The following is a 23,328-nucleotide window of genomic DNA, read 5'->3' on the forward strand; positions in this document are numbered from 1 at the left end:
CCTGGGCTGATGGTCAGTCAATGACGATGGGATCGTGGGCCAGGTCGCGGAGCCGCTCGCCGCCGCCTTCGGTGACGCTGGGATCCTGACAGATGATGAGATCGAAGCCGGCCTTTGCCATGCGCTGCCTCACCTCGGCCAGGCGCTGCGCGTATTCCGCCTTGCTGAACCCGCCCGACGCGTCCAAAGCCGTTTTCCTTCCTGCCCTCATCCAAATGCGGTTCGTACCCGCATCGAGAAAGCACACCTTAATTGTGCACAACTTGCGCATCGCCAAGCCGTCAAATCAAGCTATGTGGCGATTTTTCGAGATTCGTACAGTGCGTCTTGCGATATGTCCAGATGAGTTGTATACCTCTTAGTGCGCTTGACCCGATGGTGGAGAAACGTCGTTCGAGCCGACAATTATCGAAGAAGAAAAGGGGAATGCATGTTCACGTCACAGATATCCCGCCGCGCGCTCGTGAAGGCCGCAGCCTGTCTTGCGCTCGCTGCGACCGCATTCACGTCACAGCTGGCCCATGCGGAAACGACGCTGGAACGCGCCAAGAAGGACGGCTATATCCGCGTCGGCTTCGCCAATGAGGCGCCGTTCGGTTTCGCCACGCCTGACGGCAAATTGACCGGCGAAGCGCCGGAAGTCGCCAAGGCGGTGCTCGCCAAGATGGGCATTGCGCAGGTCGACGGCGTGCTAACCGAATTCGGCTCGCTCATTCCGGGTCTCAAGGCCGGCCGCTTCGACATCATTGCCGCCGGCATGTTCATCAATCCCAAGCGCTGCGCCGAGATCAATTTTTCTGAACCGTCCTATGGCATCGGCCAGGCCATGCTGGTCGCGAAGGGCAATCCGAAAGGCGTGAAGGACTATTCGAGCATCAAGGACAATCCCGATCTCAAGCTCGCCGTGATGGCGGGCGCCGTCGAGGGGGGATATGCGAAGGACGCCGGCGTTGCCCAAGGGCAAATCGTTTCCTTGCCCGACCAATCCAGCCTGGTCGCGGCCGTCCAGTCGGGTCGTGCCGATGCCGCCGCGCTAACCGCGCTCTCGATCGCCGACATGGCCAAGAAGGCCGATGGCGTCGAATCGACCAAGCCCTTCGGTGAAGTTGCCGGCAAGTCGGTGAAGGGCCATGGCGGCTTCGGCTTCCGCAAGGAGGACACCGATCTGCAGGAAGCATTCAACGCCGAACTGAAGAAGTTCCTCGGCACGCCGGAGCATATCGCGCTGGTCGAGCCGCTCGGCTTCGGCAAGGACTATCTGCCGAACAAGACGACTGCAGAGCTCTGCAAGGGCGAATAAATTCCCAACTGCTGGGCGGCGTGAAAGCGCCGCCCTCTTTTTTCCTCGGAGAAGCAGATGGGTATCCGCACGCTCGTTGCCATGCTGGTCGTTTCGCTGGCCGTGATCGCGGCGCTGGCGACGCAGGAGACGTACAGGCTGTTCCTACCGGGACTATTGCAGGGCGCCGTCCTGACGATCGAGATCGCTGTCCTCGGCAGCTTGCTGGCGGTCGTCATGGGCGTGCTCGCCGCGCTTGCGCGCATGTATGGTCCAGCGCCGCTCAGATGGCTGGCGACTGTCTATGTCGAAGTCTTTCGCGGCACCTCGGCGCTGGTGCAATTGTTCTGGCTGTTTTTCGTGCTGCCGCAATTCGGCGTCACGCTCGACGCGTTTCCCGTCGCGGTGCTGGCGCTTGGTCTGAATGTTGGCGCCTACGGATCCGAATGCGTGCGCGGCGCCATCCAGTCGGTCGCGCGCGGCCAATGGGAGGCAGGAACGGCGCTCAACATGAGCCGCGCGCAAATGCTGCGCCGGATCATCCTGCCGCAGGCGTTCGTCGCCATGATCCCGCCCTGGGGCAATCTTTTCATCGAGCTTTTGAAATCGACGGCGCTGGTTTCGCTGATCACGCTCACGGACCTCGCCTTCAAGGCGCAGCAGATGAACCAGAACACCTTCAAGACCATTCCCATCTTCACGCTGGTGCTGCTGATGTATCTCGCCATGTCGCTCACCGTTTCCATCGGCATGCGGCTTCTCGAAAGGCGGGCCTCGCTCGGCCTGGCGCGGGGGAGGGCGGCATGATCTGGGATTGGAGTTTTGCCGCGGAGATCCTGCCGGTGCTGGCACGCGCCGCCGTCGTCTCGATCGAGGCGACGCTGCTCGGCTTCGTCATCGCGGCTTTGCTCGGCCTGGTCCTCGCAGTAATCCGTATCGCGGTGCCCTGGACCGGCTGGACGATCTCGGTGCTGGTCGAACTGATCCGCTCGACGCCTCTGCTCATCCAGATCTTCTTCCTCTATTTCGTCTTTCCGAAATTCGGCGTCGTGCTCGACGCATTCACGGCCGGCGTTCTGGCCATCGGCATTCACTACGCCGCCTATTGCTCGGAAGTCTACCGAGCGGGCTTCGACAACATCCATCGCGGCCAGTGGGAAGCCTCGATCGCGCTCAACCTCTCCTCCTGGACGACCTTTCGCGACATCATCATCCCGCAGGCGATACCGCCGATCGTGCCGGCGCTCGGCAACTACCTCGTCGCGCTGTTCAAGGAGACGCCGCTGCTTTCGGCCATCGCCGTGCTGGAACTCATGCAGACGGCCAAGATCATCGGCTCCGAAACTTTCCGCTACACCGAACCGATCACGCTGGTCGGCCTGTTCTTCCTGGCCATGAGCCTGGTTTCGGCCGCGCTCATCCGTGCCCTCGAACGCCTGCTCAACCGGAGGACCGCGCGATGACCGAACAACCGATGGTCCGTTTCGACAATGTCTCGAAGCGTTACGGCGCGCTCACCGTGCTCGACGGGCTGAACCTCGAAATCGCGCGCGGCGAGAAGGTTTCCGTCATCGGACCGTCCGGCTCCGGCAAGACCACGGTCCTCCGCATGCTGATGACGCTGGAGACGATCAATGACGGCGTCATCTGGGTCGAAGGCGAGCCACTGACCCATATGAAGCAAGGCGGAAAGCTGGTGCCCGCCAATCTCGCCCACATCCGCCGCATCCGGGCGAAGATCGGCATGGTGTTCCAGTCTTTCAACCTGTTTCCACACATGACGGCGATGGCCAATTGCATCGAGGCGCCGATGACCGTGCTTGGCATGAAGCGGGCCGATGCCGAGGCACGGGCGGCCGAGCTTCTCGACATGGTCGGGCTGTCGCAAAAGAAGGATCATTATCCTTCCCAGCTTTCCGGCGGCCAGCAACAGCGCGTCGCCATTGCCAGGGCGCTGGCGATGCGGCCCAAGATAATGCTGTTCGACGAGGTGACGTCCGCGCTCGATCCGGAACTTGTCGGCGAAGTGCTGCAAGTGATAAGGCAAATCGGCCGCGAGCATGATTTGACGATGCTCATGGTTACCCACCAGATGGGCTTCGCCAAGGAATTTTCCGATCGCGTCTGCTTCTTCTACCAGGGCAAAATTTGCGAGCAGGGGCCGCCGGCAGAGCTTTTCGGCGCACCCAAGAATGAGCGGACGCGGCAGTTCCTGCACGCTGTCCTGGAGGCTGGATGACGCTTGATACGGATGCCTCGGCCAAGACCGCGCCGCCTCCGCGTCCGCTTTCGGCGCGCGAACGGTTCGAACGCATCTACCTGATCCTGCGCGACCGCATCTGCCTGCTCGACTATCTGCCGGGGAGCCGGCTGTCCGAAGAAGAACTCGCCCAGGAATTCGAGATCAGCCGCACACCGGTCCGACGCGTGCTGGCGCGGCTCGAGGCCGAAGGCCTTGTGCAATCGGTTCACGGCGTCGGTACGATCGTTACCGACGTCGACATCGAGGAGTTGCAACAGGTCTATCATCTGCGACTGGAACTCGCGCTGCTGGTCGGCAAGCTTTCGCCAATTCCCCGAACGGTGGTCGACCTCGATCGCATTCGAGCGCTCATCGCACGCTGCGATTCCGATATGCTCAATCCCGATCAGCGTGCCTTCCTGCAGCTGAACATGGACTTCTTCACTGAACTATCCGGCATGACCGGGAACCAGCCCCTGCGCGAAATAAGTGAAAGACTGTATTTTCAGGTTGCGCGTGTGGTCCTCAAGATGATGCCGCAGTTGGGCCTCGTGGAGGAATTCACGGCGTTCCGGCGCGAAATGGAAGAAGTGCTGGCCGCCGCGGAAATCGGGGACTGGGAATCGATCGGGCACATCAGGCGAGCCCATATCTCGATGAGCTTTCGGCGCATGATGCGCCATGCCGGCCGATCAGACGAATTTGACGGCAAGAACTGACTGTCGGCATTGTGGCGGTGACGTGGTTTGCCACGCCGCTACGACGAGCGACGTGGCTCCCGCCACTTCATTTTGAGTGCCGCTATTCAGCCAGGGCGTCAGGCACCACCACCAGCTTGCCGACGAAATCCTTGGCGATGAAATCGGCCTGGGCGCGGTGGAAATCGGAAAGCCTGTAGACGCCGCCGACCAGCGGCCGGATCTTGCCTTCCTCGATATAGCGCACGATGCGTCGGAAATCCGCGCGCGTACCCTGGCTCGAGCCGTGCAATTGCAGCTGCTTGAGATACATGGTCCGGAGATCGAGCTGGACGACCGGGCCGGCGATCGCGCCTGCGGTGGTGTAGCGGCCCTCGGGCCTCAGGATGCGCAACAGGTCGTTGAAGATCGCGCCACCGACGAGGTCGGCCACCACGTCGATCGGCTGGCCGCCGGTCGCCTCGGCCACGGCTTGCGGCAGGTCGGCCACGCCGCGGGTGATGACGGCTTCGGCGCCGATGTCGAGCACCGCCTGCTCCTTGCCCTTGCCGACGACGGCATAGGGAATGGCGCCGCGCGCTCGCGCCAACTGCACGATGCCGGAGCCGACGCCGCCCGAGGCGCCGGTGACCAGCACGCGTTCGCCGGCCTTCAGGCCGGCGCGTTCCAGCATCTGCTCGCCGGTGAGATAGGCGCAGCAGAAGGTGGCGAGTTCGACATCGCTCAAGTCAGTGTCGACGACATGGGCGTTCTCAGCCGGCACAGCCTGGTATTCGGCGTAACCGCCGTCGCGGCCGTGACCCATATAGTCGATGTCGGCGAGCGAATCGTCGTCGCGATTGTAGATCGAGAAATCGACCATCACTCGTTCGCCGATGCGATCCGGCGAGACCCCTGCGCCAACGGCAGCGACGGTGCCGACCGTGTCGGTGCCCTGGATACGCGGGAAGGTCAGCGTGTTGCCCTGACGCCGCCATGTCGACACGGCGGTCGCGTCCTCCTCCGTGCCATAGGCGCCCTGGCGCACCCAGACGTCGGTGTTGTTCATGCCGCAGGCGCTGACCTTGACCAGCACTTCGCCGGCGGCGGGCGCTGGCACTTTCACGTCAGTGCGGTAGACAAGCTTTTCCGGGCCGCCGTGGCCGGTAAGCTGCACGGCCGCCATGGTGGCGGGGAGGGTGGGATGAGAGGTCATCGCGTTCACTTCCAAATACTTTGCAGGTTGGCGCTGCCTCTCACCTTTACCGTCTCTCCGTGAACGACGAGGAGGTGCCGGCAGGCGGATGAAGGGCAGCGCCGATCATCGACAATTAGAGACTGGCGAACACGGTCCTTACCGCGTCGGCGGTCTTGGCCACGACGGTGTCAGCCTCCTCGCGTGTCAGGCAAAGCGGTGGGGCGAAGCCCAGAATATCGCCCTGCGGCATGGCGCGGCCGATGACCCCGCTTGCGGCGAGGGCCGTGGCGATCTGCGGTCCGATCTTCTGCGCCGGATCGAAGAACACACGGTCGTCCTTGTCGGCGACGAACTCGACCGCTGCCAGCATGCCGTCGCCGCGCACCTCGCCGACGTTTTTGTGGCCGCCGACGGCCTTGGCCAATTCGGCGCGGAAATAGGCGCCGGTCTCGCCGGCATTCCTCACCAGATCCATCTCGTCGATCAGTTCGAGGTTGGCCACGCCCGCTGCGACGCAGATCGGATGCGCCGAATAGGTCCAGCCGTGCCCGAGCGAGCCGAGCTTATCGGAGCCCTGCACCAGCACCTGCCACATCTTGTCGGCGACGATGACGCCCGACAGCGGCGCATAGGCGGAGGTCAGGCCCTTGGCGATGGTGATCAGGTCCGGCTTGATGCCGTAATGGTCGGAGCCGAACATGGTGCCCAGCCGGCCGAAGCCCGTCACCACCTCGTCGGCGACCAGGAGCACGTCGTACTTCTTCAGCACCGCCTGGATTTTCTCCCAGTAGCCGGCGGGCGGCGGCACGATGCCGCCGGTGCCGAGGATCGGCTCGCCGATAAAGGCGGCGACGGTCTCGGGGCCTTCGGCCAGGATCATCTCTTCCAGCTTGTCGGCGCAATGCTGCGAGAACTGCTCCTCGCTCATCGAGCGGTCGGCGCGGCGGAAATAGTAGGGCGCCTCGGTGTGCAGGATCGGCGCGCGCGGCAGGTCGAAGGCATTGTGGAAGAGATCGAGCCCGGTCAGCGACCCCGTCATGACGCCGGAGCCGTGATAGCCGCGCCAGCGCGAGATGATCTTCTTCTTCTCCGGGCGGCCAAGGACGTTGTTGTAGTACCAGATCAGCTTGATGTTGGTTTCGTTGGCATCCGAACCCGAGAGGCCGAAATAGACCCTCGACATGCCCTTTGGCGCACGGTCGATGATCATCTTCGACAGCGTGATCGAGGCTTCGGTGCCGTGGCCGACATAGGCGTGGTAATAGGCGAGGTTCTTGGCCTGCGCGGCGATGGCATCTGATATCTTCTGGCGGCCGTAGCCGACATTGACGCAATAGAGGCCGGCGAAGGCATCGATGCTCTTCTTGCCATTGTTGTCCCAGACGGTGACGCCTTCGCCGCCGGCCATGATCCGCGTGGGCGATTCACCGCGCGCGTGCGTGCCCATATGGGTGGAGGGATGGAAGAAGTGGTCGCGGTCCCAGGCGGCGAGTTCGTTGGACTGATCGAGCATTTTTTGACTCCTTGAGGATGGCCGGACGAGCCTAGGCGATGTCCATGCACAGATACTTGAGATCGGTGAAGGCTTCGAGCCCGTGACGCGAACCTTCGCGGCCGATGCCGGACTGCTTGACGCCGCCGAACGGGATCGGCGCGCCGGTGATCTTGACGCGGTTGATCGCGACCATGCCGTAGTCCAGCGCCCGGCCCAGGCGTTGCTGGCGGGCGCCGTTCTCGGTCACGACATAGGCGACGAGGCCATATTCGGTGGCATTGGCGCGCGCGGTCACCTCGTCCTCGCTGTCGAACGGCGTCACGGCGGCGACCGGACCAAAAGTTTCTTCGCGCATGATCAGCGCCTCGTCAGATACGTCGGCCAGCAGCGTCGGCTGGTAGAACAACGGGCCGGCCTGGTGCCTTCTGCCGCCGGCGAGGCAGCGCGCGCCCTGGGCGAGCGCGTCGGCGACCTGCTCCTCGACCTTCTTGACGGCGCGCTCATGCATCAGCGGGCCGATGTCGCTTTCGTCGGCGAGGCCAGTGCCGGTCCGCATCGCCTCGATGCGCTTGGCGAAGGCGGCACAGAAACGGTCGTAGATCGGCCGCTGGACATAGATGCGGTTGGCCGCGAGGCAGTCCTGGCCGGATGTGGCGAATTTGGCGTCGACGGCGATGCGCACGGCCTTGTCGAGATCGGCGTCGGCAAAGACGATCAGCGGCGCGTGGCCGCCAAGCTCCATAACCAGCCGCTTCATCGTCGGCGCGCTCTGGGCCGCGATCAGCCTGCCGATCTCGGTCGAACCGGTGAAGCTCATGGCGCGCACGCGCGAGTCCTCGCACATTCGCCCGACAATGATCGACGCCTTGCCTGTGACGACGTTAAAGACGCCGGCGGGCAGGCCGGCGCGCTCGCCGAGTTCGGCCAGCGCCAGCGCCGAGAGCGGCGTTTCCGAAGAGGGGTGCGCGACGACGGTGCAACCGGCGGCAAGGGCCGCGGCCGCCTTGCGGGTCAGCATGGCGGACGGGAAGTTCCACGGCGTCACGACGCCGACGACGCCGAGCGGCTCGCGCCGCACTGTCATTTCCGCGTTCGGCAGATGGCTGGTTACGCTTTCGGCGTTGAGCCGCTTTGCTTCCTCGGCATACCATTCGACGAAAGAGGCGGCATAATCGATCTCGCCGAGCGATTCCTTCAAGGGCTTGCCCTGTTCCAGCGTCATCAGCAGAGCGAGATCGTCTTTCGCGGCGATGATGAGGTCGAACCATTTGCGCAGGATTTTCGAGCGCTCCTGCGGCAACAGCGCCCGCCAGGCAGGGAAAGCGCGCGCCGCCGCGTCGATCGCACTTGCCGTCTGGCGGCCATCGAGCGCGGCGACGAAGGCCACCGTGGCGCCGGTCGCGGGATCGGTGACCTCGAAGCTCTCCGCTGCCTCGCTTGCCGTCCAGTGCCCGTCGACATAGGCAAGCTCGCGCAGCAGCCGGCGGTCGGCGAGGCGGTCGAGCGCTTCATGGCGGTGCGTACGGGCAAAATGCGCTGACATCATCGATTGCTCCCGATTGGGGTGATGCCGCAAGACTAGGGGCGTCGGCGCGAAGGGTGAGGCTGTTTAGGTGCAGCTATATAGAGAGATTCTCTCTATTCGGCTGGAGAGCAGGACGATCTGTCTAGCCGCAGGGGTGGGGCGGGTGCTTTCGCGCATTCTCCGAGCGTTTCGTTCTCAGGCCTGCACCGGCAAAAGATCGGCAAGCGGCAGCACCGTCTCGTCCTTCACCGTCTTGATGACGATATAGGTGAAGTAGCGGTCGATGCCGATTTCGCGTTCGAGCAAGGCATCGACCAGCCGCTGATAGGTATCGATATCGCGCGCCATCACCTTCAGAACATAGTCGACGCCGCCGCCCACCGACCAGCAGGCCACAATCTCAGGTATGTCGCGGATGACGCGCTCAAAGCGGTCGAAATCGGCCTGGCGGTGGCTGGCCAGCGTCACCTCCATCAGCACGGTGGCGACGGGTGCGACGACGCGCATGGCAATCGAGGCATGATAGCCGGAGACGATGCCGGCCTTTTCCAGCTTGCGCAGCCGCATCCAGCACGGCGTCGGCGACAGGCCGACCTTGTCGGCCAGCGCCAGCTTGGTGATGCGCCCGTCACGCTGGATGGCGTCCAGGATTCTGAGGTCGATCGGGTCGAGTTTCGCGGCGGCCATCTGTATCCACTTTTTGGTCCGCCGTACCATGACGGCGCATTATTTCGATTGTCAATTGCACTGATTTCGATCTCTAATAAGTCATGACATTGTGGCAACCCGATCCCGCGCTCATCCGGCGGCCCGCCTACCAGTCGCTGGCCGACCAGTTCGCGCGCGCCATTCATGACGGGCGGCTCGCCAACGGCGCGCGGCTGCCGACGCATCGCCGGCTGGCCGACGAGTTGAAACTATCGGTGCAGACGGTCAGTCGCGCCTATGAGGAACTGATTCGCCGCGGCCTGATCTCGGGCGAGATCGGCCGCGGCAGCTTCGTCCAGACTCAGCGGCGCGAGCCGGAACCGCCCTATCTGCCGGAGCGGCTAGGCGAAGTGATCGATCTTTCGATCCTGAAGCCGGTCTGCGAGCCGATGCATCTGGAGCGGCTGAAGCAGGCTCTGGGCTGGCTGGCCGACAACCTGCCGTCGAGCTCGGCGCTCTCGTTCCGGCCCAACGTGGTGTTTCCCCGCCACCGCGCCGTGGCGGTCGAGTGGCTGAAACTGTGCGGCCTCGATGCCTCGCCGCAGAATATCAGCCTGACCAATGGCGCTACCGCCGGCATGACGGTGGCGCTGATGAGCGTGGCCCCGCCCGGCTCGACTGTCGCTACCGAGGCGATCGGCCACCATACGCTGGTGCCGCTCGCCCGCTATCTCGGCTTCAACCTCGAAGGCCTCCCGATAGACGGCAATGGCCTGATCCCGGAAGCGCTGGACGAGGCCTGCCGGATCTCCGACATCCGCGCCGTATTCGTGCAGCCTTCGGTGATCAACCCGACGGCGACGCTGATGGATGCGGGGCGGCGCGAGCAGATTGCGGCGGTTGCCCGCAGGCACGACATAGCCATCATCGAGAACGATGTGCTGGGGCCGCTGGTCGAGGACCGGCCGCCGCCGGTCGCCGCCTTCGCGCCTGAGCGCACGCTCTACGTCACGTCTTTCACCAAGATCGTGGTACCGGGCCTGCGCATCGGTTATCTCGCCGCGCCCGACCGCTATGTCGCCGCGGTCGCCAACCGCCATCTGGTTTCCAACTGGATGGCGACGCCGCTGGTGGCAGAGATCGCCACCAAATGGGTGACCGACGGCACCGCGATGGAACTCGTGCGCTGGCAGCGCACAGCATTGCGGCGACGCCAGGACATCGTCGCCGAGGTGCTGGCCGGCGTCGACTATCGCACCCGGCGCGACGGACTGCATGTCTGGTTGCAGCTGCCGGCCGACCGTGCCGAGGAGAGCTTCGTCGCCCAGGCGCGCCTGCAAGGCGTGGCGATCGCGCCCGGCGCCTCCTTCCGTATCTCGCAAGCGCCCTGGCAACCGGCGGTGCGTATCTCGCTGGGTTCGACCACCGAAGGGGAACTGCGCGCCGGCCTCGGCGTTGTCACCAAGCTGCTGCTTGGCGACCCCGAGCATCTGCTGCTCGCAATCTAGCGAGATGTGCCGCTATCCAGACGATGCCGACCCGCCAAAGGCGTCCCCGGTGCTGTCATTTTCGGCTCGACTTGATCTCGATCCCGGCACATTGCTAGGCACTGAATGCCCAAGAATTGTGCGGGATCAGAATAATTGTCATGATATTATTTTCCCGATTGACATGATTTGGCGGGTTCCGCATCGTTAAGGGCATAGGCTTCTCCAGCACGGGAAATTCGTTTGTCCGCATCCGCGCCTATCATCAAGGTCGATGGCATTTCGAAAAGCTTCGGCACCTTCAAGGTGCTGGATGGCCTGTCCATGCAGGTCATGCCCGGCGAGAAGCTGGCGCTGATCGGCCCGTCCGGCTCGGGCAAGACGACGATCCTGCGCATACTGATGACGCTGGAGCGCATCGATGGCGGCCACATCCAGATCGACGGCGAGCATCTCTATCACATGGAGCGAAACGGCCAGCTGCTGGCCGCCGACGAGCGGCATCTGGCCAGGATGCGCCAGAAGATCGGCATGGTCTTCCAGCTGTTCAACCTGTTCCCGCACAAATGCGTCATCGACAATGTCACGCTGGCGCCGATGCTGACCAAGGGCACGCCGCGCGCCGCCGCCGAGAAGCGGGCGATGGAATTGCTCGACATGGTCGGCATGGCCGACAAGGCCAAGGCCATGCCGGCGCAGCTTTCGGGCGGCCAGAAGCAGCGCGTCGCGATTGCCCGCGCGCTGGCACTGTCGCCCCGGATCATGCTGTTCGACGAGGTCACCTCGGCGCTCGATCCCGAATTGGTCGAGGAGGTGCTCAACGTCATGCGCAAGCTCGCGGCCGAAACCGACATGACGATGCTGCTCGTCACCCATGAAATGGGCTTTGCCCACGACTTCGCCGACCGGGTGCTGTTCTTCGACCGCGGCCGCATCGTCGAGGAGGGCAAACCCGACGAGATTTTCCGCCATCCCAAACAGGAGCGCACGCAAGGTTTCCTGAAGAAGATCATCGCGGCCGGACATCGCGTCTGACCGCCATGCCCGAGGCGGCGACACCGTCCGCAAGGCCGGCATTGCTGTCCTGAGAACACTGCAACCAAGAACACAAACATGGAGTTGGGAACAATGAAAAAACTTGGCATTCTGGCCGGCGTCGCCGGTCTTGCGCTGACCGCGGTGCTCGCCGCCTCGAACATCGGATCGGCCGACGACAGCAAGCTCGAGCAGTTGAAGGCGCAAGGCTTCGCCCGCCTCGCCATCGCCAACGAGCCGCCCTACACGGCGGTCGCCGCCGACGGCAAGGTTTCGGGCGCCGCGCCCGACGTGGCGCGGGAGATCTTCAAGCGGCTGGGCGTCGCCGATGTCGCCGCCTCGATCTCGGAATATGGCGCCATGATCCCCGGCCTGCAGGCCGGCCGCTTCGACGTCGTCACCGCCGGCCTGTTCATGAAGCCGGAGCGTTGTGCGGCGGTTGCCTATTCCGAGCCGGTGCTGTGCGACGCCGAGGCGATGCTGGTGAAGAAGGGCAATCCGAAGGGCTTCAAGAGCTATGAGGATGTCGCCAAGGACACCTCCGCCACCATCGGCGCGCCCGGCGGCGGCACCGAGGAGAAGCTCGCGCTCAACGCCGGCGTGCCGCGTGACCGCGTCATCGTCGTGCCCGACGGCCAGAGCGGGCTGAAGATGGTGCAGGACGGCCGCATCGACGCCTATTCGCTGCCCGTCCTGTCGATCAATGATCTGATGAAGAAGGCCAATGACCCGAGCCTCGAAGTCATAGCACCCGTGCAGGGCGCGCCCGTCTATTGCGACGGCGCCGCCTTCAAGAAGGGCGACGAAGCACTGCGCGACGCCTTCGACGTCGAGCTCGCCAAGATGAAGAAGTCGGGCGAGTTCGCCAAGATCATCGAGCCCTACGGCTTCTCGGCTGCGGCGGCGATGTCGACGACGCGCGATAAGCTCTGCGCGGCGAAATAAGGCCTTTTCCCTTGTCCCCGTCCACGGGGAGAAGGGAGCCCGAAGGGCCGGATGAGGGGCAGCGCGTTTTTTTGCGAGCTGGGAGCCGCGCCTCATCCGCCTGCCTGTCCTTCGCGGCAGCTGTGCTGCGGCAAAGGAGGGTGAACCTGCATCTTCTCCTCGTGAGAGGGGAGAAGATGCTAAAACCAAACGTTGGAAGCCTCTGATAAATGACCCAGTGGTCCGGCTATCTCGGCCTGATATTGCAGGGAGCGCTTGTCACCATCGAGCTGACGCTGATGGGGTCGGTGCTGGCCCTTGTCATGGCCTTCCTGGCCGGCATGGGGCGGCTGTCGCGCTTCTTCGCGCTGCGGGCGCTCGCCACCGCCTATATCGAATTCTTCCGCGGCACATCGATTTTCGTGCAGCTGTTCTGGGCCTATTTCGTGTTGCCCCTGGCGGGCGTCGAACTCACTCCGCTGCAAGCCGGCGTGCTGGCGCTGGGCCTCAATGTCGGCGCCTATGCGGCGGAAGTGGTGCGCGGCGCCATCCAGTCGGTCGGCGCCGAGCAATACGAAGCCTGCACGGCGCTCAATCTCGGCCGCTGGCAAGGCATGCGCCATGTCATCCTGCCCCAGGCGCTTCTGGTGATGCTGCCGACCTTCGGCAACAACGCCATCGAACTGCTCAAGGCGACATCCGTCGTCTCGCTGATCTCGCTCGCCGATCTCACCTTCCAGGCGCAGGTGGTGCGTTCGCAGACCGGCAGCACGCTGATGCCGTTCACCACCATCTTGGTGATCTATTTCGTGCTCGCGCTCGTCATTTCATGGGGCGTGCGGTCGCTGGAGCGCCGCATGGCGCGCGGTCTCGACGGAGTGCGCGTCTGATGGATTGGGCCCTGTAATGGATTGGGACTGGGATTTCGTCCGGCAGATTCTGCCGACGCTGATCGAGGGGGTGAAGATCACCATCCTGGCGACGGTGCTCGGCTCGGTGCTCGCGGCAATCGTCGGGCTCGGCATCGCACTGGCCCGCCGCTCGCCGAACAAGATGATGTCGCGCACGGTCGGCTGGGCGGCCGAATTCATCCGCGGCACGCCGCTGCTGGTGCAGCTCTACTTCATCTTCTACGTGCTGCCCGATTTCGGCATCCTGCTGCCGCCGCTGGTGGCCGGCGTCATCGGGCTTGGGCTGCACTACGGCACCTATACGGCGGAGGTCTATCGCGCCGGCATCGAGAACGTGCCGCGCGGCCAGTGGGAGGCGGCCAAAGCCTGCAATCTCAGCGCTAGCCAGACCTGGACCCACATCGTCATACCGCAGGCGATCCCGCCGATGATCCCGGCGCTGGCCAATTATTTCATCGCCATGTTCAAGGAGACGCCGCTGTTGTCGGCGATCACCGTGCTGGAGCTGATGAACCAGGCCAAGAGCGTCGCCAACACCTATTATCGCTATGTCGAGCCGATGACGCTGGTCGGCGCCTTCTTCCTGATCATCAGCCTTTTCTCGGTTATGCTGCTGCGCTGGCTGGAACATCGCTACGGCAAGATCGAAAGGTAGTTCCCATGAAGCCGCTTCCCGAAATCAGGCTGATGCCGACAAGGCCCGCACTCGAGGCGCGCCCGTTGGAAAAGCGCGTCGGCCTGATCATCCTGGCCACCGACCACACCAGCGAGCCGGACTTCCGCCGCATGGTGGCGAGTGAGAGGATCGGCATCTATGTCGCCCGCATCCCTTATAAGAATCCGACCACGCCTCAGAATCTGCGCAAGATGCAGCCCGAACTGACGGCGGGCGCGGCGCTGATCCTGCCGGACGAACCGCTCGATGCCATCTGCTACTCCTGCACGTCGGCCTCCGTGGTGATCGGCGACGCCGAGATCGAGGCGGCGATCCAGGCGGCCAAGCCTGGAGTGCCCGTGGTCACGCCGCCGATGGCGGGCGTGCGTGGGTTGAGGGCTCTGGGCGCGAAGAGGATCAGCATTCTCACGCCCTACACCGTCGAGACCAGCCGGCCGATGGCGGCCTATTTCGCCGAACGCGGCTTCGAGATCGCCAGCTTCACCTGTCTCGGCTTCGAGGACGACCGCGAGATGGCGCGCATTGCGCCGGCAGCTCTCGTCGAGCTGGCGCGCGAGGCGACTGACCCGCAGGCCGAGGCGTTGTTCGTGTCCTGCACGGCGCTGCGCTCGGCGCTGGCGGTTGCCGCGATGGAACAGGCTATCGGCCGTCCGGTCGTCACCAGCAATCAGGCGAGCGCGTGGAATTGCCTGCGACTGTGTGGCGATGATGTGCCGCGTCCGGACTTCGGGCGGCTGACGACCTTGCCGCTTGGACAGTAAGGTTATGTCCTGCATGCACGAGCGACCCATGACGCACGCCGTCGCCCTTTCTGACATCCGCGCCGCGCGCCAACGCATCACCGGCAAGGTCGAGCCGACACCGGTCGTGGCGTCCGGGAGCCTGTCGGAGCGGCTCGGCTTTCCCGTTCACCTCAAGCTGGAACATCGCCAGACCACGGGCAGCTTCAAATTGCGTGGCGCCTCGAACGCCATTGCTTCGCTCAATGCCGAGCAGCGGGCACGCGGTGTTGTCGCGGCCTCGACCGGCAATCACGGCCGCGCACTCGCCCATGCCGCCAGGCTCGAAGGCATGCGCGCGGTGATCTGCATGTCGCGGCTGGTGCCGCAGAACAAGCTCGATGCCATCCGCCGCCTCGGCGCGGAAATCCGCATTGTCGGCGACAGCCAGGACGACGCACAGCAGGAGGTCGAGCGGCTGGTGGCGCAAGAGGGCCTGATGATGCTGCCACCCTTCGACCATCCCGACATCATCGCCGGGCAAGGCACGCTCGGGCTGGAGATCATGGAGCAGGTTCCCGACGCCGCTCTGGTGCTGGTGCAGCTCTCCGGCGGCGGGTTGGCCTCCGGCATTGCCGCCGCCGTCAAGGGCGTCAGGCCGAGCACAGAGGTCGTCGGCATCTCGATGGCGCGCGGCGCGGCGATGAAGGCCAGCCTCGATGCGGGGCGCCCGGTGCAGGTGGAGGAACTGCCGACGCTGGCGGATTCGCTCGGCGGCGGCATTGGCCTCGACAACCGGCTGACCTTTTCCATGTGCCGAGACCTGCTCGACGGTATCGTGCTGCTTTCCGAGGACGAGATCGCCGCCGGCATCCGCCATGCCTACGAACAGGAGCGCGAGATCGTCGAGGGCGCCGGAGCGGTCGGTATCGCTGCGCTGCTTGCCGGCAAGGTGAAGCCAAACGGACCGGTGGTCGTTCTGCTTTCCGGTCGCAATATCGATATGAGCCTGCACAGAAAGATCGTTTGCGGCGAAGCCGTTGCGGAGCGCGCCTGATGAGCCGGATGACCATCCTTACCGAGAAACAACTACGCGAGATCGTAGCTCTCGATCTCGACGCGGCCGCCTGCGTCGAAAACGCCTTCCGGGCGCTCGCTACCCTGCCGGTGGCGATGCCGCCGATCCTGCGGCTCGACATCCCCGAGCATCGCGGCGAGGTCGACGTGAAGACCGCCTATGTGCCTGGTATTGACGGCTTCGCCATCAAGATCAGCCCCGGCTTCTTCGACAATCCCAAGCTCGGCCTGCCCAGTGTCAACGGCATGATGGTGCTGCTATCGGCAAAAACCGGTCTGGTCGAGGCGTTGCTGCTCGACAATGGCTATCTCACCGACGTCCGCACCGCCGCAGCCGGGGCGGTCGCGGCAAAACATCTGTCGCGGCCGGATTCGTCCGTTGCCGCGATCTTCGGCGCCGGCGTGCAGGCCGGATTGCAGCTCGAGGCGCTGCGCCTGGTGCGGCCGATCGAAGAAGCTCGCATCTGGGCGCGCGACGCGGCCAAGGCGCAAGCCGCGGCCGACGCCTTGAGCGAAAAACTGGGCATCGTGGTGCGCGCAGAACCGGATGCGGCCAGGGCGGTCGCCGGCGCCGACATCATCGTCACCACCACGCCCTCCACTGAACCATTGATCAAGGCCGGCTTCGTCTCGGCCGGCCAGCACATCACCGCCATGGGCTCGGACGCCGAGCACAAGAACGAGATCGCACCAGCAATCCTGCGCATGGCCGATCTCTATGTCGCCGACAGCGCAAGGCAGACGCGGCGGCTCGGTGAATTGCACCATGCCATCTCCGCCGGCGTGATGGCGGCGGACGCGGAGGTGGCCGAACTCGGCCAGATCATCGCCGGCGAACGGCATGGCCGGCGCGCGGCGGACGACATTACCATCGCCGACCTGACCGGCACCGGCGTGCAGGACACGGCGATCGCCACGCTCGCCCGTGACCGGGCCCGGGTCGCGAAAGCCGGAACCATTTTTGAAAGTTGATGCTGGCCGCAAGAGCATGATCCGGAAAGGTGGGAACCGGGTTTCCGAGGAGATCATGCTCAAACAAAAAATTACCTGGAGCCAAATTCAGCGGAAGTTGAAGCGGGTTCCAGGGCCCAACAAACGAGGACCAACAAAATGCAACCGAACTTGAAATTCTCGCGAAGCGAATATGCCGATCGCCTCGCCAAGACGCGGAAAGCCATGGCCGTGAAAGGCGTCGATCTGCTTATTGTCAGCGACCCCTCCAACATGGCCTGGCTGACCGGCTATGACGGCTGGTCCTTTTATGTGCATCAGGCGGTCATCGTGCCGCCGTCGGGTGAGCCGGTCTGGTATGGCCGCGGCCAGGACGCCAACGGCGCCAAGCGCACCGCCTATCTCGCGCATGACAACATCGTCGGCTATGCCGATCACTATGTGCAGTCGACCGAGCGCCATCCGATGGATTTCCTGTCGAGCGTGCTTGCCGATCGCGGCTGGGGCAAGCTGACCGTCGGCGTCGAGATGGACAATTACTGGTTCTCGGCCGCCGCCTTCGCCTCTTTGCAGAAGCACCTGCCCAATGCCCGTTTCGTCGACGCCACCGCGCTGGTCAACTGGCAGCGCGCTGTGAAGAGCCCGACCGAGATCGACTATATGCGTAAGGCCGCCCGTATCGTCGAGGCGATGCACCAGCGTATCGTCGACAAGATAGAAGTCGGCATGCGCAAATGCGATCTCGTCGCCGAGATCTATGATGCCGGCACGCGCGGCGTCGACGGCATTGGCGGCGACTATCCAGCGATCGTGCCGCTGCTGCCGTCGGGCGCCGACGCCTCGGCGCCGCACCTGACCTGGGACGACAAGCCGATGAAGTCGGGCGAGGGCACGTTCTTCGAAATCGCCGGGTGCTACAACAGGTACCATTGCCCGCTGTCGCGAACAGTGTTCCTCGGCAAGCCGACACAGGAATTCCTCGATGCGGAGAAGGCGACGCTCGAAGGCATGGACGCGGGGCTCGCGGCAGCCAAGCCCGGCAACATGTGCGAAGACATCGCCAACGCCTTCTTCGCGGTCTTGAAGAAATATGGCATCGTCAAGGACAACCGCACCGGCTACCCGATCGGCCTTTCCTATCCGCCAGACTGGGGCGAACGCACGATGAGCCTGCGCCCTGGAGACCGCACCGAGCTGAAGCCTGGCATGACCTTCCATTTCATGACCGGCCTATGGCTGGAGACGATGGGGCTGGAAATCACCGAATCCATCCTGATCACCGAGACGGGCGTCGAGTGCCTGGCCAATGTGCCGCGCAAGCTGGTGGTGAAGAATTGAAACCGATGTCCGACCTTCGTCCGTCGCCGGTCTCGCCCTCGGTCGATTTCGATCGCGACGGCGCACAGCACGGTTTCCTGCGCCTGCCCTACAGCCGCGACGATTCGGCGTGGGGCTCGGTGATGATCCCGATCTGCGTCCTGCGCAACGGCAAGGGGCCGACGGCCCTGCTGACCGGCGGCAATCATGGCGACGAATATGAAGGGCCGCTGGCGCTCTATGATCTGGCGCGCACGCTTGATCCCGCCCAGGTCAGCGGCACGGTCATCATCGTGCCGGCGATGAACTATCCCGCCTTCCGCGCCGGCACGCGCACCTCGCCGATCGACAAGGGCAACATGAACCGCAGCTTTCCAGGCCGGCCAGACGGTACGGTGACGGAAAAGATCGCCGATTATTTCCAGCGGGAGCTGCTTCCCCGCGCGAATATCGTGTTCGACTTCCATTCCGGCGGCAAGACGCTGGACTTCGTGCCGTTCTGCGCCGCCCATGCGCTGCCGGACAAGGCCCTGGAACAAAGGGCCTTCGCGGCGGTCGAAGCCTTCGCGGCGCCGTTCTCGATGCGCATGATCGAGATCGATGCCGTCGGCATGTACGATACCGCAGCCGAGGACATGGGTAAGGTGTTCGTCACGACCGAGCTCGGCGGTGGGGGCACATCGAGAGCCGAGACGGTGCGGATCGCCCGGCGCGGCATGCTCAACGTGCTGCGGCATGCCGGCATCGTCGCCGGTGCGGTCGAGAAGACGCCAACCCAATGGCTCGACATGCCGTCCGGCGATTGCTTTGCCTTCGCGGAGGAAGACGGTATGGTCGAGACGATGGTCGATCTCGGCGAGCCCATCGAGAAGGGCGCGGTGCTGGCGCGCATCCATTCCACCGGCCGAACCGGCATCGCCCCCCAGGAGATCCGGGCAAAAATGTCGGGCATGCTGGCGGCGCGGCATTTCCCCGGCCTGGTCAAGGCCGGCGACTGCGTCTCGGTGGTTGCCGCATTGGTCGATTGACGGAAGGGCCCGCCCGCCTTCAGGCAAGTTCGAGCCTATCCCGCATACTTCCACCCTGGATCCAGATAGCGGCCGGCGAGCCAGCCGGCCGCGCTGACGGCTCCGGCCGGCGCGCTGCGGAGGCGTGTGCCTTGCCATGGCCTCAGACATCCAAAGCCACCGTCCTCGAAGAGGCAATGGCGCGACGACTTGTTCCGGCGCGAACTCGGATATCAAAGAGTATGACTTTGCTGCCATACTCGCGATAAAGAGGTGTCGGAATGCAACAGAAATGGGATTTCTGGATCGACCGCGGCGGCACGTTCACCGATGTCATCGGCCGTGATCCCGAGGGCGGCCTGCATCCGCGCAAGCTTCTGTCCGAAAATCCCGAGGCCTATGCCGACGCAGCCATCCAGGGCATTCGCGACCTTCTCGGCCTGCGCCCCGGCGAGCCTATCCCCGCCGGGTTGATAGGCGACGTAAAGATGGGCACAACGGTCGCCACCAATGCGCTGCTGGAGCGCAAGGGCGACCGCGTGCTTTTGCTCATCACCAAGGGATTTCGCGATGCGCTGAGGATCGCCTATCAGGCCCGCCCCGACATCTTCGCCAAGGAGATCATCCTCCCCGAACAGCTCTACGAGCGCGTCATCGAGGTCAACGAGCGCGTGCTTGCCGACGGCTGCGTCGAACGGCTGCTCGACATCGCTGCCTGTCGCCCGGCGATCGAACAGGCAAAGGCGGACGGCATCGATGCGGTCGCCATTGTCTTCATGCACGCCTGGAAATATCCCGATCACGAAAAGGCCGTCGCTAAGGTCTGCCGCAAGCTCGGTTTCGGCCAGGTTTCGGTCAGCCACGAGGTGTCGCCGCTGATCAAGCTGGTCGGCCGCGGCGACACCACCGTGGTCGATGCCTATCTGTCTCCGATCCTGTCAAGATATGTGCAAAGGGTAGGCCAGGAACTCGGCGTACTCTCCCCCCTCGAGGGGGGTGAGGCGCGATCCGCCAAGGGCGGAGAAACAGCCAATGAATTGGCTTTTTCAGCAACGAACGCCCGGAGCCATGGCGAAGGGCAGGCGAAGCCGACAGAGGGGAGCGCTGTCCCGCAAACGTCTCGTTCTGTCGCGCCCCCCTCTGCCCTGCCGGGCATCTCCCCCACAAGGGGGGAGATCGGCCAATCTCCGCGCCTTATGTTCATGATGTCCTCTGGTGGGCTGACCGCCGCGGACCTGTTCCAGGGCAAGGATGCGCTGCTGTCGGGCCCCGCCGGCGGGGTCGTGGGCATGGTCGAGACGGCCAGGCTTGCCGGCTTCGAAAAGGTGATCGGCTTCGACATGGGCGGCACCTCCACCGATGTCGCCCATTATGACGGCGAATATGAGCGCGCCTTCGATACCGAGGTCGCAGGCGTGCGCGTGCGCGCGCCGATGATGCGCATCCACACCGTGGCGGCCGGCGGCGGCTCGGTCCTACACTACGAAGCAGGCCGCTTTCGCACCGGCCCGGACTCCGCCGGCGCCAATCCAGGCCCCGCCGCCTACAGGCGCGGCGGCCCGCTCGCCGTCACCGACGCCAACGTCATGCTCGGCAAGCTGCAGCCGGATTTTTTCCCGACCATCTTCGGCCCCGGCCAGAACGAGCCGCTCGATGTGGACACCGTTCGCCAGAAATTCACCACGCTCGCCGCCGAAATCGGCGACGGCCGCTCGGCCGAAGCGGTCGCCGAAGGTTTCGTCACCATCGCGGTCGAAAACATGGCCAACGCCATCAAAAAGATCTCGGTGCAGCGCGGCTACGATGTCACCGAATATCTCCTGAACTGTTTTGGCGGCGCAGGCGGCCAGCACGCCTGCCTGGTCGCCGACGCACTCGGCATGGAGGCGGTACTGATCCATCCGTTTTCCGGCCTGCTGTCGGCCTACGGCATCGGCCTGTCTTCGGTCTTTGCCTCACGCCAGCAGGCCTTGCTTGCACCGCTGGCGGAAGAATCCAGGCCGGCAATCGAAGGCCTGATCGCGGCCTTGCAAACCGCCGTTGTCGCGGAACTCGCCGCACAAGGCATCGCCGAGGACGCGGTGACCGCCAGACCGGCGCTGCAGATCCGTTATGACGGCACCGACACCGCACTTCCGGTGCATTTCGACCATGGCTCGATGTTGCGGGCGAGGGCCGATTTCGAGGCTGCCCACAAGGCGCAATTCGGTTTCGTCTATGACGACAAGCCGATGATCGTCGAAGCGGTGAGCGTCGAAGGGATGGAGGCAGGCGGCGAGCAGAATGCCGAAGCCTATGCGCAGGCGGGGCAGCCATCAAAAGCCAGGGCCGAGGAGGTCCGGCGGATCTATACGGAAGGAAAATGGCACCAAGCCGACGTCTGCCGGCGCGAGGCGTTGCGGCCGTCCGATCGGGTCGCCGGCCCCGCACTGATCATCGAACCCAACCAGACGATCGTCGTGGAGCCGGGCTGGCAGGCCGAGATCACGGCCAGAAACCATGTGCTGATGCGGCGCACGGCCAAGAAACGCCGGCAGGCGGCACTTGGCACCGAGGCCGATCCGGTGATGCTGGAAGTGTTCAACAATTTGTTCATGTCGATCGCCGAGCAGATGGGCGTGACGCTGCAGAACACCGCTTATTCCGTCAACATCAAGGAAAGGCTGGATTTCTCCTGCGCCGTCTTCGACCGGAACGGCGCGCTGGTCGCCAATGCACCGCACATGCCGGTGCATCTGGGCTCCATGGACCGCTCGGTCGAAACCATCATCCGGCTGAATTCCGGCGACATCCATCCCGGCGATGTCTTTGCGCTCAACGCCCCCTATAATGGCGGTACGCATTTGCCCGATATCACGGTGGTGACACCGGTGTTCGAAGAGGTGCGCCCAACCTCCCCCTCGAGGGAGGAGATTGGCCAATCGCCTGAAATCCTCTTCTGGGTGGCCTCGCGCGGCCACCATGCCGATATCGGCGGCACGGCGCCCGGCTCGATGACGCCGCTTGCCACCACGGTCGACGAGGAAGGCGTGCTGTTCGACAATTTCCGCATCGTCGATCGCGGAAAGTTTCGCGAGGACGAACTGCGGGCGCTGCTCACCGACCACCGCTATCCGGCCCGCAATCCGCACCAGAATATCGCCGATCTCAAGGCGCAGCTCGCCGCCAACGAAAAGGGCGTGGCGGAGTTGCGCAAGATGGTGGCGCATTTCGGGCTCGATGTCGTCGAGGCCTATATGGGCCATGTGCAGGACAATGCGGCCGAAAGCGTGCGGCGCGTGATCGAGCGGCTGCCGGATACATCGGCCTATGAATATCCCACCGACACCGGCCAGGTGATCAAGGTGAAGATATCGGTCGACCGGCAAAAGCGCGAGGCGACGGTCGACTTCACCGGCACGTCGCCGGTGATGAAGAACAATTTCAACGCGCCAGAGCCCGTCGCCCGCGCCGCCGTGCTCTATGCCTTCCGCGTCATGGTCGAGGACATGATCCCGATGAATGCCGGGTGCCTGAGGCCGATCAACATCATCATCCCCGACGGCTCGATGCTGAAACCCGCTTATCCCGCCGCCGTCGTCGCAGGCAATGTCGAGACCTCGCAGCACGTCACCAACGCGCTGTTCGGCGCCATGGGCGCCATGGCCAATGCGCAAGGCACCATGAACAATCTGACCTTCGGCAACAGGAAGTACCAGTATTACGAGACGATCTGTTCCGGTTCGCCCGCCGGCCGGATGAATTCCGGCCGCGGCTTTGCCGGCACTTCGGGCGTTCACACCCACATGACCAATTCGCGCCTCACCGACCCGGAAATACTGGAGCTGCGCTTTCCCGTGATGCTGGAGGATTTCCACATCCGCGAAGGCTCCGGCGGCAAGGGCAGGTGGAATGCCGGCGACGGCACGAAGCGCACCATTCGCTTCCTGGAGAAGATGGAATGCGCCATCCTGTCCTCGCATCGCAACCGTCCGCCGCAAGGCCTGGACGGCGGCGGCGACGGCGAACCCGGCTCGACCAAGGTGCGCCGCAAGGACGGCACGGTCGAGGTGCTGAAAGCCTGCGACCAGACGGTGCTTCAGGCCGGCGACGCCGTCATCGTGACGACGCCGACGCCGGGGGCATTCGGAAGGCCAGAGCCGTCCGACGTTTGATAGAAT

Annotated in this window: 21 protein-coding genes; 16 read left to right on the forward strand and 5 right to left on the reverse strand. The window is 64.1% G+C overall.

Annotation, left to right across the window (positions count from 1 at the left end):
• Positions 1-13: 13 nt before the first annotated feature.
• Positions 14-187 (reverse strand): hypothetical protein, encoded by a 174-nt coding sequence (locus LB533_RS19285; RefSeq protein WP_224677927.1) that lies wholly within the window; start codon positions 185-187, stop codon positions 14-16.
• Positions 188-430: 243 nt separating this feature from the next.
• On the opposite strand from LB533_RS19285, the gene ehuB (LB533_RS19290) reads away from it, so the two are divergent.
• The 5 genes from ehuB (LB533_RS19290) to LB533_RS19310 are packed head-to-tail and all read left to right on the forward strand — an operon-like array spanning position 431 to position 4,240.
• A complete protein-coding gene (gene ehuB / locus LB533_RS19290) occupies positions 431-1,300 on the forward strand; it encodes an ectoine/hydroxyectoine ABC transporter substrate-binding protein EhuB (protein ID WP_224677928.1) in 870 nt (289 codons plus the stop codon).
• A gap of 57 nt (positions 1,301-1,357) precedes the next feature.
• Complete coding sequence (gene ehuC, locus LB533_RS19295) at positions 1,358-2,086, forward strand: ectoine/hydroxyectoine ABC transporter permease subunit EhuC (protein WP_140556261.1); 729 nt, start codon at positions 1,358-1,360, stop codon at positions 2,084-2,086.
• Entirely contained in the window at positions 2,083-2,742 is a 660-nt protein-coding gene (gene ehuD / locus LB533_RS19300) for an ectoine/hydroxyectoine ABC transporter permease subunit EhuD (protein ID WP_140499281.1), read from the forward strand. The genes ehuC (LB533_RS19295) and ehuD (LB533_RS19300) overlap by 4 nt, the downstream gene beginning before the upstream one ends.
• Complete coding sequence (gene ehuA / locus LB533_RS19305; RefSeq protein WP_140499280.1) at positions 2,739-3,518, forward strand: ectoine/hydroxyectoine ABC transporter ATP-binding protein EhuA; 780 nt, start codon at positions 2,739-2,741, stop codon at positions 3,516-3,518. Before ehuD (LB533_RS19300) ends, ehuA (LB533_RS19305) begins: the two co-directional genes overlap by 4 nt.
• Positions 3,515-4,240, forward strand: a complete 726-nt coding sequence (locus LB533_RS19310) for a GntR family transcriptional regulator (RefSeq protein WP_224677929.1) — start codon at positions 3,515-3,517, stop codon at positions 4,238-4,240. Before ehuA (LB533_RS19305) ends, LB533_RS19310 begins: the two co-directional genes overlap by 4 nt.
• An 82-nt stretch (positions 4,241-4,322) precedes the next feature.
• Here the strand turns inward: LB533_RS19310 and LB533_RS19315 are convergent, their stop codons facing one another.
• The 4 genes from LB533_RS19315 to LB533_RS19330 all read right to left on the reverse strand — a co-directional run bounded on the left by LB533_RS19315 (position 4,323) and on the right by LB533_RS19330 (position 9,103).
• On the reverse strand, positions 4,323-5,423 hold the full coding sequence (locus LB533_RS19315) for an alcohol dehydrogenase family protein (protein ID WP_224677930.1): 1,101 nt from the start codon (positions 5,421-5,423) through the stop codon (positions 4,323-4,325).
• 106 nt (positions 5,424-5,529) lie between these two features.
• Complete coding sequence (locus tag LB533_RS19320) at positions 5,530-6,909, reverse strand: aspartate aminotransferase family protein (protein WP_224677931.1); 1,380 nt, start codon at positions 6,907-6,909, stop codon at positions 5,530-5,532.
• A 31-nt stretch (positions 6,910-6,940) separates the two neighbouring features.
• A complete protein-coding gene (locus LB533_RS19325) occupies positions 6,941-8,434 on the reverse strand; it encodes an NAD-dependent succinate-semialdehyde dehydrogenase (protein ID WP_224678039.1) in 1,494 nt (497 codons plus the stop codon).
• Between the two features lie 177 nt (positions 8,435-8,611).
• A complete protein-coding gene (locus tag LB533_RS19330) occupies positions 8,612-9,103 on the reverse strand; it encodes an Lrp/AsnC family transcriptional regulator (RefSeq protein WP_140641936.1) in 492 nt (163 codons plus the stop codon).
• A gap of 83 nt (positions 9,104-9,186) precedes the next feature.
• Here LB533_RS19330 and LB533_RS19335 point away from each other — a divergent pair, with 83 nt between their 5' ends.
• The 11 genes from LB533_RS19335 (at position 9,187) to LB533_RS19385 (ending at position 23,322) form a co-directional block, all read left to right on the forward strand.
• Positions 9,187-10,572: a PLP-dependent aminotransferase family protein gene (locus LB533_RS19335; protein WP_140641937.1), complete on the forward strand. Its 1,386-nt coding sequence runs from the start codon at positions 9,187-9,189 to the stop codon at positions 10,570-10,572.
• A gap of 222 nt (positions 10,573-10,794) precedes the next feature.
• On the forward strand, positions 10,795-11,586 hold the full coding sequence (gene ehuA, locus LB533_RS19340) for an ectoine/hydroxyectoine ABC transporter ATP-binding protein EhuA (protein WP_140499274.1): 792 nt from the start codon (positions 10,795-10,797) through the stop codon (positions 11,584-11,586).
• Positions 11,587-11,679: 93 nt separating this feature from the next.
• Positions 11,680-12,531: an ectoine/hydroxyectoine ABC transporter substrate-binding protein EhuB gene (ehuB, locus tag LB533_RS19345; RefSeq protein WP_140499273.1), complete on the forward strand. Its 852-nt coding sequence runs from the start codon at positions 11,680-11,682 to the stop codon at positions 12,529-12,531.
• A gap of 209 nt (positions 12,532-12,740) precedes the next feature.
• The gene (gene ehuC / locus LB533_RS19350; RefSeq protein ID WP_140552065.1) at positions 12,741-13,400 is read left to right on the forward strand and encodes an ectoine/hydroxyectoine ABC transporter permease subunit EhuC; all 660 of its coding nucleotides are present in this window, start codon (positions 12,741-12,743) and stop codon (positions 13,398-13,400) included.
• Positions 13,401-13,416: 16 nt separating this feature from the next.
• The gene (ehuD, locus tag LB533_RS19355; RefSeq protein WP_224677932.1) at positions 13,417-14,076 is read left to right on the forward strand and encodes an ectoine/hydroxyectoine ABC transporter permease subunit EhuD; all 660 of its coding nucleotides are present in this window, start codon (positions 13,417-13,419) and stop codon (positions 14,074-14,076) included.
• 5 nt (positions 14,077-14,081) lie between these two features.
• Positions 14,082-14,858, forward strand: coding sequence for an ectoine utilization protein EutA (gene eutA / locus LB533_RS19360; RefSeq protein WP_224677933.1), 777 nt, complete (start codon positions 14,082-14,084; stop codon positions 14,856-14,858).
• 28 nt (positions 14,859-14,886) lie between these two features.
• Positions 14,887-15,873 carry a hydroxyectoine utilization dehydratase EutB gene (eutB, locus tag LB533_RS19365; RefSeq protein WP_224677934.1) on the forward strand — a complete coding sequence of 329 codons (987 nt, stop codon included), beginning with the start codon at positions 14,887-14,889 and terminating at the stop codon, positions 15,871-15,873.
• Positions 15,873-16,865 carry an ectoine utilization protein EutC gene (gene eutC, locus LB533_RS19370; protein WP_224677935.1) on the forward strand — a complete coding sequence of 331 codons (993 nt, stop codon included), beginning with the start codon at positions 15,873-15,875 and terminating at the stop codon, positions 16,863-16,865. The genes eutB and eutC overlap by 1 nt, the downstream gene beginning before the upstream one ends.
• A 138-nt stretch (positions 16,866-17,003) precedes the next feature.
• On the forward strand, positions 17,004-18,182 hold the full coding sequence (gene doeA / locus LB533_RS19375; protein WP_224677936.1) for an ectoine hydrolase DoeA: 1,179 nt from the start codon (positions 17,004-17,006) through the stop codon (positions 18,180-18,182).
• Positions 18,183-18,187: 5 nt separating this feature from the next.
• On the forward strand, positions 18,188-19,189 hold the full coding sequence (gene doeB, locus LB533_RS19380) for a N(2)-acetyl-L-2,4-diaminobutanoate deacetylase DoeB (RefSeq protein ID WP_140641949.1): 1,002 nt from the start codon (positions 18,188-18,190) through the stop codon (positions 19,187-19,189).
• Between the two features lie 260 nt (positions 19,190-19,449).
• Positions 19,450-23,322, forward strand: coding sequence for a hydantoinase B/oxoprolinase family protein (locus tag LB533_RS19385; RefSeq protein ID WP_224677937.1), 3,873 nt, complete (start codon positions 19,450-19,452; stop codon positions 23,320-23,322).
• Positions 23,323-23,328 lie beyond the last annotated feature (6 nt).

Origin of the sequence: Mesorhizobium sp. BR1-1-13 (genome assembly GCF_020165515.1) — a bacterium.
GTDB lineage: Bacteria > Pseudomonadota > Alphaproteobacteria > Rhizobiales > Rhizobiaceae > Mesorhizobium.